Here is a 17,394-nt window from a genome sequence, read left to right on the forward strand (position 1 = left end):
GGCCGCGGCCGTCGCAGGGGAAGTGCAAGACAGCATAGTTTGTTAGCTTCTATATGCCTAACTGGAAGCGTGCCGATTACCGCCGATTGCGGCACATTGGAATGGGAATGCCGGCCCCGGCTGTTACCCCATCCTGCGGCTGGGGCCGTTTTGAACTTTCAAACTCCAACGACAACCATGTTGAGAGGCAGCGCTATAGCGCTATTTGGAATGGGCATCTCTTCTCAGCCTGATCGAGCGCTGTTCTGTGGCCGCAATACTGATGCCGCGGTCAGGGTTGTGCGGGAGATCAGCCGAGCCTAGAGGCGCTTCAGGAACTACCCGTGCGCTCAACGCCCTGCTGCCAGGGACAGCTACTTCTTCAACAGTATTCCGATGCTCCGCGCCATTCGTCGCACCGACCCGGCGTGACGGCCCAATTCGGCGGCTATCTTCGATGTGCCAACGCCCTGCCGGGCGAGCCTGATCAATCGGCGAACCTCCTGCTCGGCCCATTGCTTTGGCTTCGGTGCTTTCATGGCGGTGCTCGACTGCACCAGTTAACCAGCAGGGTGATGGGCCGGCACTTGGGAAATTTACGGGTGGTGATTGCTCCCAATCGACATCCGACGCCTGGCAACCGCCACGAGGCACACGGCTGCGCGCAACGGCTATGCCGCTTGCTCGCGCGCCTCTCACCTGGATGTCGTCTGATGACTCATGGCTAAACTGCGTGGGTTGCTGCCGTTGAAGTCCCAGCCGCAGGTCAGCGCCGCCGCGCCAACGATCCAAACGCCGTTCGCGCCGGTTTTGCCTCCCAGAGGAGAAAGAGGATAATGCCCGGAATTCGGAATAATAGCATTATACCCCTGTGTTGCCCGACGTGTCAAAGGGGCCGTGGCTATCTGCGTAAGCCGTTGATTGTGTTATCGCCGGCTACTGTGCATGGGGTTGTTTTCGCATTTTTGTTTGTTGGGGATGAATAGGCTATGCCGCCGCCGGCAGATACGGATCGGCGATCGCCCCTGCAACACGCACCCGCACACGCAGCGCATTGCCGGGCAGATACGCAATCGGCATGTCCTCGACGTCGACGGTCTTGAGGCTGTCGCGCGCCGCTCCCGCCTGGACGGCGCGGTCGGCCGCGATGTCGCGCGCGGCTGCGATGGCATCCTCGCGGCTGAGATCGCGGAACACCTGATCGGCTTCGCCAGAGACCTGCGCGATCGCTGCGCCGACCGCATTGGCGCAGTCGCCATGTGGCACGCGCACGATCTCGGAAATGCCCGGAAGGCGATCCGGCACCAGGAAGGCGCCGCCGCCGACCGCGAGCAGCGGCACGTCGCCGGCTTCGGTCTTCATGCGGTCGATGTCTTCCTCCAGCTTGCGCCAGGCATCGCGCAGCGCGGCCCCGATCAGGCGCTTCGGCAAGTTCGCGACGCGCGAGCGGTCGCCGATGTCGATCAGGCCGGCCGCGACCGCAATGTCGGTGGCGGTGAGGCGCGAGCCGCCGAACACCAGCGCATCTGACGTCAGGCGATAGCCGACGCTGAGCGGGCCGACGCGGACCGGGTCCTCGTCGACATGGCTGCCGCCGCCGAGCCCGATCGAGAGCAGATCGGGCATCCGGAACAGCGTGCGCACGCCGCCGACCTCGACGACCGCATTGGCTTCGCGCGGAAAGCCGTGACGCAGCTGGCCGATGTCGCTGGTGGTGCCGCCGACGTCGACCACCATGGCATCGTCGAGGCCGGACAGATGCGCGGCGCCGCGCATGGAGTTGGTGGCGCCGGAGGCGAAGCTCATCACCGGGAAGGCGGTGGCGATCTCGGCCTGCATCACCGTGCCGTCGTTCTGGGTCAGGAACAGCGGCGCATCGATGCCGCTGTCGGCGATCGCCTTGCGGAAGGCCGCGACCGTGGTGACGGCGAGATCGTGCAGCGAGGCATTGAGCAGCGCCGCGTTCTCGCGCTCGAGCAGGCCGATGCGGCCGAGATCGTGCGACAGCGTCACCGCGACGTCGGGGCAGATCTCGGCGAGGATCTCGCGCGCCGTGGTCTCGCAGGAGGGATCGAGCGGGGAGAAGCTCGAGCATACCGCGACCGAGCGCAGGCCGGCGTCCTTGATCTTTCGCGCGGCGTTCTTGAGGCCGGCGACATCCAACGGCATGAACGGACGGCCGTCGTAATCGTGCCCGCCTTCCAGCATGAAGATCTCACCGTTGACGAGGGAGGCGAGATCCGTCGGCCAGTCGCAGAACGGCGGCAGCGAGGCGCTTGCGGGCATGCCGATGCGGATCGCACCGATCTTCTGCACGTGGCGGCGCTGCACCACGGCGTTGATGAAATGCGTGGTGCCGATCACGACCGCGTCGACCTTCACCGCGGCGGCAGGCTCCGCGCGCAGCGCCTTCAGCGCGTCCAGAATGCCCGAGGTCACATCCGCGGTGGTCGGCCGCTTGACCGAATGAACGACCTTCTCGTCGACGATCAAAACGGCGTCCGTGTTGGTGCCGCCGACATCGATGCCAATACGCTTCATGGGATCTTAAGCTCCGACTGCTGCGGGCGAGAAGAGGGAACGGAAATCGAGGTCGTAGCCGAAGGCGCGCGGGCCGACGAATTCGAGACCGCGCTGGCTCGTCAGCACCGGCGGTGCGGGCAGGGCCACGACGGTGACGCGCTGGCCATAGCGAATGGTCTCGGTGCCGATGCCGTGGCCGTTGACGCTGTCGAGCACGCAGATCAGATCGGGCGAGGTCGCGATCGCCTCCTCATCACGCCAGGCCACGATCCATTCGTTCTGGAACGAGAGTTTTAGCTTTGTGCCGCGATCCGCGTCGCTGCCGTCCACCATCGCTGTGCCACGCAGGAATCCCTCGGTTGTCCGTCGCGCAACGTCAACAATCTTGCCGGTGAAGAGCTTCTTGCCGCCCTCGGTCGCGAGCAGCGCCGCGATCGGATCCTCGTGGCGGCGGTTCGCCTCCTGCACGGCGCGGCCGATGCGGATCGCCTTGGTGGTGGTGAAATGGATGCCCCAGTCCTTGACCTCGCGCCCCGTGCGCGGCGCCTTGCTGGTCGAGGCGATCGAGCCCATCTCGACGCAGATCTTGCGGCTCGCCCGCTCCATCCACTTCCAGGTAGGCACCTTGGTCACGACCGCCTCGATGCCGCGGGGATCGTAGAGCGTGCAAGGGTAGGGACGCAGGCCACCGATCGCGACCGAGGTCATCTGCGCCTCGGGGAAAGCGCGGCCCATGCAATCGGCGTCGACCACGGGAATGCCGAGATGGGCGGCCGCCATCAGCGCCTGCACGCCGTTGCCACCGCCGATCTCGACCGACATCACCGCGCGGAACTTGATGTTGTTGATCTCCTCCTGCATGCGCACGGCGCGCGCGATGTTGCGGCTGTCGGCGAGGCGCTCCTGTCCGACCAGCGGCGCGCCCATGTTGGAGACCACCGCGACCCAGTCCTCGTCGTCGAGGTCGAGCGGCGACATCAATTGTACGCGGTGGCCTTCGGCGTAGAGCCGGCGCAGATTGAGCAGGCCGAGATAGGGGCTGCCGCCGCCGCCGGTGCCGAGAATCCAGGCGCCGACCGCGAGCGCCTCGATCTCCTCGAGGGTGATCGTCTTCAATTCCACCTTGCTCACGATACCAGCTCCTCGACGATGCGGGCCGCGGCGGCGATGCCGAGGATAACAGGGCCCGGATAGGCCTTGCGCACGCGCGCCTTGTTGGCGCTGGTGTAGCTGATGCAGTCCATCACCACGAGATCGGGCTCGAGGTCGGCCATCGTGCGCGCGGCTTCGTCGACGGCGGCCTCGCTGGAGCCGGGGCGCAGCGTGATGCCGACGACTTCGACGCCCTCGCGCTGCCATTTCTTGTCGATCAGCGCGGTCTGCTCGGGTAGCGGCGAGAACACGCCGAGCCGGCCCTTCGGCAGCACGGCCTCGACGATATTATGCAGGACGGCCGACGGCAGGATGACAAGCCCGTCGGCGGCGAGGTTGGGGAATTTTCCGGTGCAGGCCATCAGCGTCACGCCGACGCCCTCATGCTTGAAGCGCGTGATCTGCTGGCTCGCGCGCCGCTCCACTTCCTTCTTGCTGATGGTGACGCCGTCGCCGTTCGGCAGCAGCGTGAACAGCGTGTCGTAGCCGTCCATCGGCGGAATGGCGTCGATCTCGGCGCGGCTCATGCCGTCGAGCGCGCCGCGCAGCTCGATCTGGATGCCCGGCGACAGCACGGCTGCGATCTCGGCAGCGACGGTCGGGCGCGGACTCTGGCCGATCACGACCACTCCGATGCGCTGGTGCTTCAATGGCATGTTCATGTCTAGTCCTTCAACACGACGAGATCGGCCGGCGTCCATTCGAGTGTGACGCCGTTGCCGGGAACGAACAGGCGGCTCGTACCTGCATTGGGTTGTTGCACGAGGATGCGATGGCCGCCCTCGAGCGTGATACGGTAGAGCACGGCGCCGCCGAGGAAGTTGGTGTTCTCGACGATTCCATGGGCCGAGTTGCCGGCCGGAGTGGCGGCGTCAGCGCGCGGCATGAGGCGAATCTTTTCGGGGCGCAGCGCGACCGAGAGCACGCCGGTGCCCTGCGCTTCGGTGGGCGGCAGTGCCAGGATCAGGCCCTTGCCAACGTCGAGGCTCTGGCCCGCGGCAGTGCGCTCGCCGCGGAAGATGTTGGTGTCGCCGATGAAGTCGGCGACGAAGCGCGTCGTCGGCTGGTTGTAGATCTCCGTGGGCGTGCCGGCCTGCTCGACGCGGCCGCCGTTCATCACGGCGATGCGGTCGGACATCGCCAGCGCCTCTTCCTGGTCGTGGGTGACGAAGACCAGGGTGAGGCCGAGCTTCTTCTGCAGCTGCTTGAGCTCGAACTGCATCTGCTGGCGCAGCTTCTTGTCGAGCGCCCCTAACGGCTCGTCGCAGAGCAGGACGCGCGGGGCGATCACGATGGCCCGCGCAAGCGCGACACGCTGCTGCTGGCCGCCGGAGAGCTGGGCGGGGCGGCGATCTTCCAGCCCGGACAACTCGACCATGGCGAGGGCGGCTTTCACCTTGGCCGCGATGCTCGCCTTGTCGAGCCCGCGCATGCGGAGGCCAAAGGCGACGTTCTCGGCGACGGTGCGATGCGGGAACAGCGCGTAGTTCTGGAACACCATGCCCATGTCGCGCTTGTGCGCGGGCACATGGGTGATGTCGGCGCCGTCGACGCGGATCGCGCCCGCGCTCGGCGTCTCGAAGCCGGCGATCATGCGCAGCGTCGTGGTCTTGCCGCAGCCGGACGGGCCGAGCAGGGAGAAGAACTCCCCTTGCCTGATGTCCATCGCGACCGCGTCGACGGCGCGGACGCCGCCGTCATAGACCTTGCTGACGCCGGCGATCTCGATCGATGCACTCATGCGCGGAAGATCCGGTTGACGCGCTGGTCGATCTCGTCCTTGCGCTCGTTGTACCACTTCCAGTCGACCTGGATCAGCTTGGAGACCTTCTCGGGCGTGGTCAGCAGCTTGGCGTCATACTTGGCGTCGAGCTTCACCTTCTTGTTGGCTGGTGAGTACCACACGGTCTCGGCGAGGCGCTTCTGCACCTCGGGACGCAGCATGTAGTTCACATAGGCGTTGGCGAGCTCCTTCATCTTGCTGCCGGGCGTGATGGTCAAAACCTGCTCCAGCGACAGCACGCCTTCGCTCGGCGAGACGAAATCGGTCGGCTGGTTCTGGCCGTCATAGCGGTAGATGCCGGAATCGTGGATGACGCAGAGGCCGACTTCGCCTGATAGCAGCATCTTCTCCATCGCACCGGTGAAATCGACGATCTTGATCGGCTTCAGCTTCTCCAGCGCGGCATAGGCCGCGTCGAGATCGGTCTGGCCCTTGCCGAACAGCGTGCCGCACATCATCAGGAAGGCTTGGCCGAGGCTGTTGACCGGAATGACATAGCCGCCGCGGACGCCGTTGTATTTCGCGTCCCACAGTTCCTTCCAGGAGGTGACGGGGCCGTAGCCCTTGTCGGTGCGCATGCCGAGACCGATGGCGCTGGTGAAGATCGAGACGCCGACGATCTTGTCGCTGACGGCGTAGGGATAGACATCGGCGAGGTTCGGCACCAGCTTGGGATCGATCTTCGGCTCGACCAGCCCCATCTCGGCGGCGGCCCACTGCTCGTTGGAATTGGTGTGCAGCACGTCGTAGATCGGCGCGGAGCGCGAGCTCGCCTGGAGTTTCGGCAAGTATGGGAAGGCGGAGTCGGTCTGGAGCTTGCACTTGAACTCGCTCTCGAAGGCGGGACCGATCTCGGCCTTCATGATCTCGCCCCACTTGCCGCCCCAGCCGGTGATGCGCAGCGTCGGATCGTCGGCGCGCGCGACGTAAGGCGCGGCGATGGTGCCGATGCCGAGCGAGGCACTCGCGGTCAGAAAGCGGCGGCGGCTGAGCCGTGACGATCCCAGAGCTTTCATCATGTGTCGATTCCTTCGTTGGAATGAGCGGTTACAATTTGACGTAGGAGCGCAGGCCGACCGTGCGGTCGAGCCCGATGACGACGACAAAGGCGAGCACGATCGAGACCACCGAGGCGGCGCCGATGGTGCCGTCCAGATCGAACTTCAGATAATTGAACAGCGTGACCGGCAGCGTCTCGTTGCCCGGGGAGACCAGGAACAGCGACACCGGGAACTGATCGAACGAGACGATGAAGGCGAAGATCGCACCCGCGAGCACGCCCGGCTTGATCAGCGGCAGCGTCACCTCGAAGAAGGTGCGCAACGGGCTGGCGCCGAGATTGCGCGCGGCCTCTTCCAGGCGCGTGTCGAAATTGTGCAGCACGGCGAGCGTGGTGCGCGCCACGTAAGGCAGCGTCACCAGCGTGTGGCCGGCGACGAGGCCCCAGGTCGGCCGACCGACATCGAGCAGCACATAGGTCTGGAACAGCGCAAGGCCGGTGAGGATCGCCGGCAGCATCAAGGGCGAGAGCATGGTGGCCACGATCAGCCGCGTGCCCGGCAGGTTGCCGCGTGCAAGCGCCAGCGCCGCGGAGGCGCCGAGCAAAGTTGCGGACAGGGTGGTGAGCACGGCGACTTCGAGGCTGAAGCCGAGCGCATGCATGAAGTCGCGCGAGGCGAAGAATTTCTCGAACCAGCGCAGGGACACGCCGACCGGCGGAAACTGGATGAACGGCGTCGGGTTCAGCGCGAACACGACGACGATCGCGATGGGGGCCAGCAGGAAGACCAGGATGGCGATGTTGAGGGCGAGATAGAGATAGCGGCAGTAAGGCCATGCGGCTGCAGCCGTACGAGCAGGCGTCGCCTGCCGGGCGGTTGCGAACGATGGGCTGTGGGAGGTGGAGGTGCTCATCGTCCGCCTCACTGCAATTCGCGCTGGCCGGAGACGAGGCCGAGCGCGCGGTTATAGGCGATGACGAGCAGAAGCGAGATCATGAGCAGCACGATGCCGAGTGCAGCGGCAAAGCCGACGTTGAAGTTCGCTGAGATCTGCTGGTAGATCAGGATCGGCAGCGTCATGATCTGGAAGCCGCCGAGCAGGATCGGCGTGACATAGGCACTGATCGCGAGCGCGAAGACCAGCAGCGATCCGGCGAGGATGCCGGGCAGGCTGAGCGGCAGCGTCACCTCGAGGAAGGCGCGCAAGGGGCTGGCGCCGAGATTTTCCGCAGCCTGCTCCAGCCGTTCGTCGATGCGGCCGATGACGCCGGTCAGCGTCAGCACCATGAAGGGCACGTAGATGTGGACGAGGCCAACCACGATGCCGGTCTCGGTGTACATCAGCTTCAAGGGTTGAGAGATCAGGCCGAGCGACATCAGGGTCTGGTTGACCACGCCCTTGTCGGAGAGCAGCGTCATCCACGCGAAGGTGCGTACCACGATGCCGGTCAGCATCGGCGCCAGCACGGCCATCAGCAGCAGTGCGTGCCCGGTGCGGCTCTTGATCCGCGCCATCCAGTGCGCCAGCGGATAGCCGATCAGGAGCGCGACCAGCGTGGTGACGAGCCCGATCCGGATCGTGGTCCAGATCACTTCGAGATAATAGGGATCGCCGATCATGCGGGCGTAGTGGCGGTTGGTGAAGGCGACCTTCGGCATCACCACGGGATTGCCGGTGAGCACGCTCATCAGCGCCATCAGCCCGATCGGCAGGAAGAAGAACAAGGCGAACAGCAGCGCGCTCGGCAGAATGAAGAGCGCAAGGCCGTTGGGGCGCGTGGTTGCGGTGCTGCTCATCGCGTCCCCGTCTGGATGCGGGCTGTGTCCTGATCGAGCGGGTCGCCGGTCAGTCGTCGCAGTTTTGCGGCCATCGCCGCTAGCTCGCGGCGGACATTGGCGCGCTCGGCGGCGGTGGTCGCCTGCACCGAATAGGACACCGCGATGCCGATCATCTCGCCGGTCTCGCCGCTCTTGAGCGCAAAGCCTTGCGAGCCGACGCCCTCGATGGATTCATCGGCCGCCTCCGACACGCCGGTGCTGCGGATCTCGTTCAGGCGCAGCATCAGCTGCTTGAAATTCTGCGGCGAGTTGCGCGGCAGCTTTGGATAGGTCGCAGGCACCCGCGCGCGGATGTCCTCGTCGGAAAGGCGCGCCAGCATGGCGCGGCCATTGGAGGTCGCGAGCGCAGGCGTGCGCTGGCCAGGCGGATTGACGACGCGCAGGGGATTGGAGCCCGGCACGATGCGGAGCACGACCTGCTCAAAGCCGTCGAGCACGGCGATGTAGCCGGTGTGGCCCGTGCGCGCGCAAACCTCGCGCAGCTCGCGCTCGGCCATGCTGATGAGATCGTCATGGGCGCGATGCAGTCGGCCGAGCTCGAAGGTGAGTAGGCCCGGCCGGTAGCGGCGGGTGTGCGGGTCCTGCTCGAGCAGGCCGCAATCGCGCAAGGAGCGCAGCAGCCGCGAGGTCGAGCTCTTCGGCTTGCCCGTCAGCGCCATCACGTCCGCGAACGACAGATCGGGCCGCGCGCTGGAAAAGCAGCGGAGGATCTCGATCGCGTTGGTGAGAGCACTCATCAGGGTTGGTCCAAGGTAGTTCCATATTTCGGAACCTTGTCCCAAATTCTAAGCCTGACGCGGAAACGGGCAAGCGGAAAATTCCGGCAGGCTGGCGCCCGATTGCGCAGATGCGGCGGAAGGTCGCTTGCAGGGGGCGAGGCGGCGCACCGCGACCAACGGTGCGCCGTTCGCAGATGTCAGGCCGCTTCGGCGGCGACGCTGCCGATCCAGTCGCGGGCGAGCGTCACGTCGGCCTGCGACAATTGATGGCCTGCCGGCAGGACCTTGTGCGTCACGCCGGCGCCTGCTTGCGACAGCAGCGCTGCCAGCCGCGCCGAGTTGCTCGCAGGCACGATCGGATCGGCCTGCCCGGAGAGCAGGAGGATCGGCTTGCCACCGAGCTCAGGCTTTGCCGGTTGGTTTTCGGGCGGATCCGACAGCGGCACCATGGCCCGCAGCAGGATCGCGCCTGCAAGCACGTCCGGCTTCAGCAGCAACAGTGCCGCAGCGATATTGGCGCCGTTGGAGAAACCGACCGCGACTGGCGCAGCGATACCGTATTGCTTGCTTGCCTCGGTAACGAAGTCTCCGAGCTCAAGCGCGCGCCGACGCACGTCCTCCTCGTCGAACACGCCTTCGGCGAGGCGGCGGAAGAAGCGCGGCATGCCGTGCTCGAGCACGCGGCCGCGCGGCGAGAGCAGCGCCGAGCCTGGCGAGATCATCTTGCCGAGCCCGAGCAGGTCGTTCTCATCGCCGCCGGTGCCGTGCAGCAGCAGGAGCGGGGGTGAGCCCGCGCTGGTCGCGGGCTCGAAACGGTGGATGAAGGTGCTCTCGGTCATGACACGCTTTCTTCGAGGCTCGGCAGCACGCTCTCGATCTGCTTGCGATGCTGCTCGAGGAAGCTCGGCAGCTTCAGGTCACGTCCGAGCGTTGCGACGGGCTCGTCGACAGCGAAGCCGGGGATGTCGGTTGCGATCTCGAACAGCACGCCGCCGGGCTCGCGGAAATAGATCGAGCGGAAGTAGTTGCGGTCCCTCTGCTCGGTCGGGTGCAGGCCGTGATTGCTCACGAGCTTCTGCGCCATCTTGCCCTGCTCGGCATCATCGGCCGCGCGGAAGGCGATGTGATGCACCGAGCCGCCGCCCTGGTGCCCGCGCAGAAAGCCCTTGGCCTCGTAGATGTCGACGACGCTGCCTTCGACATCGCCCGGCGCCTTGAAGCGGATCACCGAGCCCTCGCGGCCGGTCTCCTTGAAGCCGAACACGTCGGTGAGAATGCCAGCCGTCTTCGCCGCGCTGTCGAGCAGCAGCGTCACGCCATGGAAGCCGCGGATTGCGTGCTCGGCCGGCACGTCGCCATTGCTCCAGCCGGGCTCGTTCTCGGCGCCGGGGACGCCGACCAGCGCGAGCGCCATGCCGTCAGGATCGGTGAAGGGCAGCACGGATTCGCCAAAGCGCTTCTCCAGCGCCTCGTAAGCAATGCCCTTCTCGGTGAAGCGCTGGGTCCAGTAGCCGAGCGAGCGCTGCGGCACGCGGAAGGCGGTCTGATGGGTCTCGCCGACGCCACGGCGGCCCGAGGGCACGCCGGCCCAGGGGAAGAAGGTCAGGATGGTGCCCGGGCGGCCGGTCTCGTCGCCATAATAGAAGTGATAGGTGCCGGGATCGTCAAAATTGACCGTCTTCTTGACGAAGCGCAGGCCGAGATCGCGCGTGTAGAAGCCGAAATTGCGGATGGGGTCGCCGGCAATCGCGGTGACATGGTGCAGTCCAGACATTGTCGTCCTCCTGAAATCGGGGAGCGGTCTTGCTCTGGCTGGAAATATCGTTCCGCTTTGGATTGGAGACAATCCATGCAAATATGACGGCTATGTCTACGATTTGGAAACAATCGCGGGGGCCGGGCCTTGGATAAGGTCGCCAGCCTCCGGGCCTTCGTCAAAGTGGTCGAAAGCGGCAGCTTCGCCGAGGCCGGACGGCAGCTGCGGCTGTCGCGCTCGGCGATCAGCAAATACATCGCCGACCTCGAGGAGAGCCTTGGCGTCCAGCTGCTGAACCGGACCACGCGTCACGCCAGCCCCACCGAGAACGGCCAGCGCTATTTTGAGCGTGCGGTCGTCATCCTCTCCGAGATCGAGGCCGCGGACCAGGCGGTGACACAGGCCCAGTCGGCGCCGCGAGGTCTGCTGCGCGTCAACGCGCCGATGTCGTTCGGCACGATGCGGTTAGGTCCCGTGCTCGCCGATTTCATGGCGCGCTATGGCGAGCTGCAGCTCCAGATCGTGCTCAGCGACGATCTGCTCGATCCCGTGCAGGACGGCTTTGACGTGACCTTGCGGATCGCAGAACTGGAATCCTCCAGCCTGATCGCGCGCAGGATTGTGCCTGTCCCGCGCATGATCTGCGCCTCGCCGGATTATCTCGCGCGCCACGGCACGCCAAAACATCCGCAGGATCTGCGCGAGCACGCCTCGCTGACCTACGGCTTCCTGCTCACAGGCAATCAGTGGAAGCTCACCGGCAACGACGGCGATCACTGGATCCAGCCGGCCTGGTCGCTCTGCGTCAACAATGCCGAAGTGCTGCGCGATGTCGCGATCAAGGGCAGGGGGCTGGCGTTGCTGCCGGAGTTCATCGCTGCGGACGCGTTGAAGAAGGGCGAGCTGCGGACGGTGCTGGACGATTATTCGGCGCCGCCGCTCGCGCTCTATGCGGTCTATCCGCCGACGCGGCATTTGTCTGTGAAGGTGCGGCTGTTCATCGATTTCCTGGTGGAGCGGTTTGGCCGCGAGGAGGAGGCCGGCGGGCGCAGACGTGCGGAGGCTGGGCCGTGAACCCATAAATCTCCCGGGCGACGGCTCGCTAGAGTCCGCTAACCCCGATGGCGCATCAATTTCCCTGTCACAGCGATTCTGTCGCGATGGGGCAAGAGGCGATTCCATGGGTGACCAGCGCAGGGACTTACACCCGTGAAATGGTGTCGCGACATCGCTCTCCCATTTGTCAACGTTGGTGACACTAATCCCCGGAATTGCTGTTCCACGAACTATCGGATGGAGTTGGCCAACCCAGCGAAGGCCATCCGGCGCCGTCGAAGCATTGGTCAGCTCGATCACATCGCCCGTATCGACACACTGAGGGTCCCGTGTAGCTGGACACCATTATACCGTAACGGAAACCTGAACTTTCTTCCGATCGCTCGGGACTCATACTTGCGTCCCGGCTTCGCGCCTTAGGACCAGAGAGCTTCAGCCGCTGCCGGGGCGCCGCCGAGGGCTCTCTTTCGTGCCGCAGCGAAAAGCGGCGGCATGATGTGTAGCTCGCCGGCACTTCTCGACTTGATTTCAACAAGCTCAGGAGGAGCCTATGCGGAAGTCTCTCACCTTTTTTCTTTCTGGCGTGGCATTGACCATCGCGGCGTCAACCGCCGTAGCCGGCGAGCGGGTGCTTGAGTTCAAGCTGATTACGAAGCCGATCGACCTCAAGGTGATAGAGGCCGCAAACGTCGAAGGACAGACGGTTGCGTCTGGTAAATTCTTTGGGGTCGCAGTCTTCAACGATGGCCGTATCGGAGTGAAGGAGTTCGTTAATAGTTCGGACTTGCTCAAAGGGTCGGGCCCCTTCTTCGGCTATAGCACTTACACGTTCGAGGAAGGCTCGATTACGGCGCGCTACACCGGTTCGGTCAAAGACGGCAAATCAATGGGCGAATACACGATCCTATCGGGCACAGGTGCTTATGCGAACGCCACGGGTACGGGAACAATCGAAAGCGCCCCGAACCCATTCAAGGGCGTCAACCTGCTTAACATCAAGCTCGTCGTTAAAACGTCCGGTTCTTGAGAGTGCAATGCTCACAGACCCCTGCACGAAGGAAGTTAATCCCTCGTGTGGCGTGTTAGCCCGGCCGGCACATTGCCGGCCGGGCGACCTGCTGAAGAAACGACCGGAATCGTGAGATCGATCTCCCTCTTGGCGCTAGGTGGCGGCGGCCGCATCGGCTTGGTGGCGGTCCATTCAGAGTTGCCGAGGTCCGTCGCGCGCAATTCGAGGCTACTGTTTGGGAGCTTGAATCATAGGCTGACGCGGTTGCTCCACTGGTCCTGATCGTAGGCCTGCAGGATGCGGACAAAATCGGCCATGCTGGATCGATCCCGGTTTTCGGGGACAGCCGCAACCTGGGTATCGGATGCGGGCTGGCTCCCATGCCAAAACCGCACGAGCAGATCGGTGATGTTTCTCATGACGTACTCTCTGCAGCCAACTGGGACAGTAGACATCAAGTACTGGAGCGGCATCGTGCCGTTCGATCAGGAGAAAGGCCGGCGGGCGCCTACGCCGCCGGACTTGTCCTGCAACTGCCGGCTCGTAGGGCCGGTTCCGTTGCTTTTCACTCTGCGTTCATAGGTAGCACGGAGCACTTGGCTGTCGCCATTGTGCGCGGGTATGGCGTGACCATACTGAGGTAGGGTCAGATGATGCATCGGGATAAGTCGACCAAGGGGCGGTTTATTCACGGGGTCAGCGGCTAGCTGCTCGAACGCGCCTCGGCCGGCGTGAGCAGATCGTCCAGCGCTTTCATCGACGCCTGCTGAAGCGCGACAAGTTCGTCGGCCGCACTCTGGCATTCCGTCGGGGATATCGAGATTGCAGCCAATTCGACCTCGCGGCAGCGCTCGAACAGGCGGACGAGCCCGAGCGCGCCGGCCGCGCTGCCGAGCTGGTGCGCGGATCGGGCGAGCTGCTTGTGGTCGCCGGTCGCCGCAGCCTTGGCGATATCGTCGATCAGCCGTTCGCTCGTTTGCTGCAGGAGCTGATGGAGTTTTGCGATCTGCGCCGCACCCAGCAATTCCTTCTGGTCATCGAGAAAATGCCGGTCGATCAGTGCGCCTGCGGCGAGTTGCGCGGCGGCCGGTTCGTCCGGGATGTCTTCGATCGCCTCGCGCAGCGCATTGATCAGGATCGGCTTGCTGACGACCTTGGTGATGCCGGCGCCGGCGAGGCGTTCGCGGGCGTTGGTGGATACGTCGGCGGTCACGGCGATGATGCGAGGCATCTTCGGCAAACCGAGCTTGCCGATCAGCGAGGCTGCCTCCACGCCGTCTATGTCAGGCATGTGCAAATCCATCAGGATGATATCGAACGTCTGGTCGCGCGCGAGTGCGACGGCGGAGGCGCCGTTGCCGGCGAGGGTGGGGCGATGGCCGAGCCGGTTCAGAATGGCTTCGCCGACCTGGCGATTGACGGGATCGTCGTCGACCAGCAGCACGCGGAGCTGCCGCGACGGCGGCGGAAGCGCGCCTTGCGCGATGCCGCTCGCGGCGCGGTCGAGCGGTACTTCAAGCCTGAACGTGCTGCCGGCGCCCGGCGTGCTCTCCACCGTCAGCTCGCCCCGCATCAGGCGGGTGAGGCGCCGCGCGATCGCAAGGCCGAGGCCGGTGCCGCCGAACCGCCGTGCAATGCTGTCGTCGGCCTGGACGAAGTCCTCAAAAATCCGGTCATGCATGTCGGGCGCGATGCCGATGCCGGTATCGCGAACGGTGATGTGCAGCAGGACATGATTGTCGAGCCGTTCGGCGGCCGCCGTCAAAGCGATCCCGCCGCGCGGGGTGAACTTGATCGCGTTGCCGATCAGGTTGAGCAGGATGCGGTTGAGCCTGACGGGATCGCCGTGAACTGACGTATTGACCGTCGCATCGCTGGCGAGATCGAAGGTCAGTCCTTTATTGAAGGCCTGCGGGCGCATCAGATCGGCGGTTGCCTCGATCAGCTGGTCGAGGCGGAAGTCGCGCGTCTCCAGCGCCTCGGTGCTGGCCTCGAGGCGCGCATATTCCAGGATCGCATCGACCAGCGCGATCAGCGTTTCGCCCGATGCGGCGGCGGTGGCGAGGTGGCGCCGCTGCATCTCGCCGAGGCTGCCGTCGTCGAGCAGTTGCAGCACGCCCATGACGCCGTTCAGCGGCGTGCGCAGCTCGTGGCTGACGACGGCAAGAAAGCGCGATTTGGTCTCGTTGGCCTGCACGGCAATGCTGCGCGCGCGCTCGGCAGCGTCGTGCTCGGCCAGGGCCTGATCGCGTGCCTTTTCGAGCTCGGAGGTCCGCTCGATTACCTTGCCCTCGAGCGTTGCGTAGGAGTCGCGCAAGTGAGCGGCCATCCGGTTGAACTGGTCACCGAGCGCCTCCAGCTCGTCGCCGGTCCTGATCGCGAGCCGCAGGCCGAGATCGCCGCTTCCGATCCGCCGCGCGCCCTGCGTCAGGATCTGGATCGGCACTGTCATGCGCCGACTGAGCCAGAGGGACACCAGAACCGCAATGGCGAGCAGGACGACCAGAAGAAAGGTGGAGCGTCCGATCGACGCGTAGATCGGGGCATAGGCTTCGGTGAGCGGAAGCTCGACGAACACCAGCCAGCCGAGCGACGGCACCGTCGCATAGGTCGACAGCACGCGTTGACCTGACAGGTCCTCCCTGACCAGACCGCCCGAGGGCGGGCCTACGCCGTCGAGCGCGGCGCGCACGTCCGCGTGGCCGGTGAGATCGCTGCGGCGTAGCGCCGGCCACAGATCCGGATGCGCGATCAAGACCCCCATGCGGTCGACCACATAGGCCTTGCCGGTGTTGCCGACCCTGATCCCGGCGACGAGGTCCCAGATGAAACGCAGATTGACTTCGGCGACGACCACATTGGGCGCGCGGCCGCTCCCGCGGGTGGCGAGCGTCATGAACGGCTCGGTGTCGCCGAAGAAGTAGACAGGCCCGTAATAGGCACGGCTTTCATTGGCGCCGCGGAAGGCCGGCGAAGTGGAGAGGTCGGCCTTGCTGCCGACCTTGTCCGCAACGCGGCGCGACACGCGCACCAGCTCGCGGCCCTGCGCATCGAGCTCGGCAATTTCCGCGATCGCGGGCGAGAGGCGCAGCAGGCGGATGGCGTTCAGGCGATCGTCCTCGTTGGTCGACAGTTCCGGCGGCAGGCGCGAGAGCCATCTGATCTGGTTTTCGATCTGGCCGATGAACTGGCCGATCTGGATGGCCGCGGATGCCGCCTGCTCGCGCTGGATCGCCGCGAGGAGCTGCTTCTGCTCGCGATAGGAGAACCAGACGTCGAAGCCGGTGTTGATGGCGAGCGCGGCAAAGGCGAGGGCAACGATCGAGTAGAGATATTTCCGGAACAGCCGGCCGGGAGGCGTCCGCAAATGTCCCTGGTCGACCTGCTCGTTCACTCGCGGATCTCGTCGGCGCGCGCGAGCAGCGTGAACGGGATCGTCAGTCCGAGCGATCGCGCGACGGTGCGGTTGATCAAAAGCTCGTATTTACGCGGCGATTGCACCGGCAGATCCCCGGCCTTGGTGCCGCGCAGGATCAGGTCGACATAGTCGGCCGAGCGGACCTCCAGCGTCGGCCCGTAGCTCATGAGCCCGCCCGCATCCATGAAGTAATGAAACGGATAGATCATCGGAACGCGATACTTCGCCGTTGCCGCGACGATCGCCTGGCGGTTCACCACCAGGAAGCTGTCGACGAGCGAGATCATCGCAGCCTTGGGCGGCTCGGAAAAGCGGCTGATCGCCCCGTCGATCTCCGCCGCCTTGCCGATGGGGGCGAGGACCACGTCAACCCCCGATGTCGCGGCCTCCTGCTCGAGGGAGTCGAGAAAGAAGCGTCCGGCGCGAGGCGTGCTCGCAGGATTGAACAGGACGCCGACACGCGCCATGTCCGGCACGGCCTCCTTGATGAGCTGAAACCATTTGCCGCCCATCTCGGCGGTGCTGCTGGTGAAGCCCGTGACGTTGCCGCCGGGGTGGGCGAGGCTCTCGACGAAGCCGTTGCCGACGGGATCGTTGGAGGTCGCGAAAACGATCGGGATCGTCTTGGTGGCCGCCAGCACGGCCGCGGTTTCACCCGTCGAGCCGGTCAGGATGACATCCGGCTTGAGATCGATGAGCTCCTGCACGGCGGTCTTCAACTTGTCCGGTCCGCCGAAGCTCGACCGGATCTCGAAACGGAAATTGACCCCTTCGACCCAGCCTCGTTGCCTCAGGCCCGCGATGAGCCCGCCAAGCCGCGTGGTCGCAGCTTCGGTCATGCTTCTTTTGGTCAGTTCGTCGTCGAGCGGCAATGCCGTGAGCGTCGCGACGAGCCGCATGCGATCCGGTGTTGCGCCGAGCACAAGCCATCCCGCGGCAGATGCGCCCGCCAGGCGAAGGAGATCGCGGCGGGCGACCGCCGGCACAACGCGGGCAGGAGCGGGCCGCTCAGTCATGAAATGCTTCGCAAAAGTTGTCCCTGACGCTGTGCATATCCCGAAAGGCTAGCGACCACAATTGATGAAAAAGTGCTTGTGAATGTTCATTCGCAGCCATGCGCAGCCCGATACCGTATTCCTACGAGCCGAGAGAGTCGCTG

General features: G+C 65.0%; 15 protein-coding genes. 2 read left to right on the forward strand and 13 right to left on the reverse strand.

Annotated elements, in window-relative coordinates:
• Positions 1-966: 966 nt before the first annotated feature.
• From JQ603_RS28440 to JQ603_RS28485, 10 genes are all read right to left on the reverse strand, one after another.
• The gene (locus JQ603_RS28440; RefSeq protein WP_212344171.1) at positions 967-2,520 is read right to left on the reverse strand and encodes a hydantoinase/oxoprolinase N-terminal domain-containing protein; all 1,554 of its coding nucleotides are present in this window, start codon (positions 2,518-2,520) and stop codon (positions 967-969) included.
• A 6-nt stretch (positions 2,521-2,526) separates the two neighbouring features.
• A complete protein-coding gene (locus JQ603_RS28445) occupies positions 2,527-3,633 on the reverse strand; it encodes a DUF917 domain-containing protein (protein ID WP_212344174.1) in 1,107 nt (368 codons plus the stop codon).
• On the reverse strand, positions 3,630-4,316 hold the full coding sequence (locus JQ603_RS28450) for an AroM family protein (RefSeq protein ID WP_212344176.1): 687 nt from the start codon (positions 4,314-4,316) through the stop codon (positions 3,630-3,632). Before JQ603_RS28450 ends, JQ603_RS28445 begins: the two co-directional genes overlap by 4 nt.
• Before the next feature lie 2 nt (positions 4,317-4,318).
• Positions 4,319-5,395 (reverse strand): ABC transporter ATP-binding protein, encoded by a 1,077-nt coding sequence (locus JQ603_RS28455; protein ID WP_212344178.1) that lies wholly within the window; start codon positions 5,393-5,395, stop codon positions 4,319-4,321.
• Complete coding sequence (locus tag JQ603_RS28460; RefSeq protein WP_212344179.1) at positions 5,392-6,456, reverse strand: ABC transporter substrate-binding protein; 1,065 nt, start codon at positions 6,454-6,456, stop codon at positions 5,392-5,394. The genes JQ603_RS28455 and JQ603_RS28460 overlap by 4 nt, the downstream gene beginning before the upstream one ends.
• Before the next feature lie 28 nt (positions 6,457-6,484).
• Positions 6,485-7,351: an ABC transporter permease gene (locus tag JQ603_RS28465; protein WP_212344181.1), complete on the reverse strand. Its 867-nt coding sequence runs from the start codon at positions 7,349-7,351 to the stop codon at positions 6,485-6,487.
• 8 nt (positions 7,352-7,359) lie between these two features.
• The gene (locus JQ603_RS28470) at positions 7,360-8,235 is read right to left on the reverse strand and encodes an ABC transporter permease (protein ID WP_212344188.1); all 876 of its coding nucleotides are present in this window, start codon (positions 8,233-8,235) and stop codon (positions 7,360-7,362) included.
• A complete protein-coding gene (locus tag JQ603_RS28475; protein WP_212344191.1) occupies positions 8,232-9,014 on the reverse strand; it encodes an IclR family transcriptional regulator in 783 nt (260 codons plus the stop codon). The genes JQ603_RS28470 and JQ603_RS28475 overlap by 4 nt, the downstream gene beginning before the upstream one ends.
• Before the next feature lie 179 nt (positions 9,015-9,193).
• Positions 9,194-9,835: an alpha/beta hydrolase gene (locus JQ603_RS28480; protein ID WP_212344193.1), complete on the reverse strand. Its 642-nt coding sequence runs from the start codon at positions 9,833-9,835 to the stop codon at positions 9,194-9,196.
• On the reverse strand, positions 9,832-10,770 hold the full coding sequence (locus JQ603_RS28485) for a ring-cleaving dioxygenase (protein ID WP_212344195.1): 939 nt from the start codon (positions 10,768-10,770) through the stop codon (positions 9,832-9,834). The genes JQ603_RS28480 and JQ603_RS28485 overlap by 4 nt, the downstream gene beginning before the upstream one ends.
• Before the next feature lie 129 nt (positions 10,771-10,899).
• On the opposite strand from JQ603_RS28485, the gene JQ603_RS28490 reads away from it, so the two are divergent.
• Both JQ603_RS28490 and JQ603_RS28495 read left to right on the forward strand, forming a co-directional pair.
• Positions 10,900-11,826 carry a LysR family transcriptional regulator gene (locus JQ603_RS28490; protein WP_212344198.1) on the forward strand — a complete coding sequence of 309 codons (927 nt, stop codon included), beginning with the start codon at positions 10,900-10,902 and terminating at the stop codon, positions 11,824-11,826.
• Positions 11,827-12,358: 532 nt separating this feature from the next.
• A complete protein-coding gene (locus JQ603_RS28495) occupies positions 12,359-12,835 on the forward strand; it encodes a hypothetical protein (protein ID WP_212344200.1) in 477 nt (158 codons plus the stop codon).
• Positions 12,836-13,065: 230 nt separating this feature from the next.
• Here the strand turns inward: JQ603_RS28495 and JQ603_RS28500 are convergent, their stop codons facing one another.
• The 3 genes from JQ603_RS28500 to JQ603_RS28510 form a co-directional block, all read right to left on the reverse strand.
• Positions 13,066-13,236 carry a hypothetical protein gene (locus JQ603_RS28500; protein WP_212344202.1) on the reverse strand — a complete coding sequence of 57 codons (171 nt, stop codon included), beginning with the start codon at positions 13,234-13,236 and terminating at the stop codon, positions 13,066-13,068.
• Positions 13,237-13,520: 284 nt separating this feature from the next.
• Complete coding sequence (locus tag JQ603_RS28505; protein WP_212344204.1) at positions 13,521-16,211, reverse strand: hybrid sensor histidine kinase/response regulator; 2,691 nt, start codon at positions 16,209-16,211, stop codon at positions 13,521-13,523.
• Entirely contained in the window at positions 16,208-17,251 is a 1,044-nt protein-coding gene (locus tag JQ603_RS28510; protein ID WP_212344205.1) for an ABC transporter substrate-binding protein, read from the reverse strand. Before JQ603_RS28510 ends, JQ603_RS28505 begins: the two co-directional genes overlap by 4 nt.
• Positions 17,252-17,394: the final 143 nt, after the last annotated feature.

It is taken from the genome of Bradyrhizobium liaoningense (genome assembly GCF_018130825.1).
Classification (GTDB): domain Bacteria; phylum Pseudomonadota; class Alphaproteobacteria; order Rhizobiales; family Xanthobacteraceae; genus Bradyrhizobium; species Bradyrhizobium liaoningense_B.

Bases quoted from the DNA above. Each gene is read 5' to 3' on its own strand.
- JQ603_RS28440 (WP_212344171.1), bottom strand. From the start codon at position 2,520: ATGAAGCGTATTGGCATCGATGTCGGCGGCACCAACACGGACGCCGTT.
- JQ603_RS28450 (WP_212344176.1), bottom strand. From the start codon at position 4,316: ATGAACATGCCATTGAAGCACCAGCGCATCGGAGTGGTCGTGATCGGC.
- JQ603_RS28455 (WP_212344178.1), bottom strand. From the start codon at position 5,395: ATGAGTGCATCGATCGAGATCGCCGGCGTCAGCAAGGTCTATGACGGC.
- JQ603_RS28460 (WP_212344179.1), bottom strand. From the start codon at position 6,456: ATGATGAAAGCTCTGGGATCGTCACGGCTCAGCCGCCGCCGCTTTCTG.
- JQ603_RS28465 (WP_212344181.1), bottom strand. From the start codon at position 7,351: ATGAGCACCTCCACCTCCCACAGCCCATCGTTCGCAACCGCCCGGCAG.
- JQ603_RS28470 (WP_212344188.1), bottom strand. From the start codon at position 8,235: ATGAGCAGCACCGCAACCACGCGCCCCAACGGCCTTGCGCTCTTCATT.
- JQ603_RS28475 (WP_212344191.1), bottom strand. From the start codon at position 9,014: ATGAGTGCTCTCACCAACGCGATCGAGATCCTCCGCTGCTTTTCCAGC.
- JQ603_RS28480 (WP_212344193.1), bottom strand. From the start codon at position 9,835: ATGACCGAGAGCACCTTCATCCACCGTTTCGAGCCCGCGACCAGCGCG.
- JQ603_RS28485 (WP_212344195.1), bottom strand. From the start codon at position 10,770: ATGTCTGGACTGCACCATGTCACCGCGATTGCCGGCGACCCCATCCGC.
- JQ603_RS28495 (WP_212344200.1), top strand. From the start codon at position 12,359: ATGCGGAAGTCTCTCACCTTTTTTCTTTCTGGCGTGGCATTGACCATC.
- JQ603_RS28500 (WP_212344202.1), bottom strand. From the start codon at position 13,236: ATGAGAAACATCACCGATCTGCTCGTGCGGTTTTGGCATGGGAGCCAG.
- JQ603_RS28510 (WP_212344205.1), bottom strand. From the start codon at position 17,251: ATGACTGAGCGGCCCGCTCCTGCCCGCGTTGTGCCGGCGGTCGCCCGC.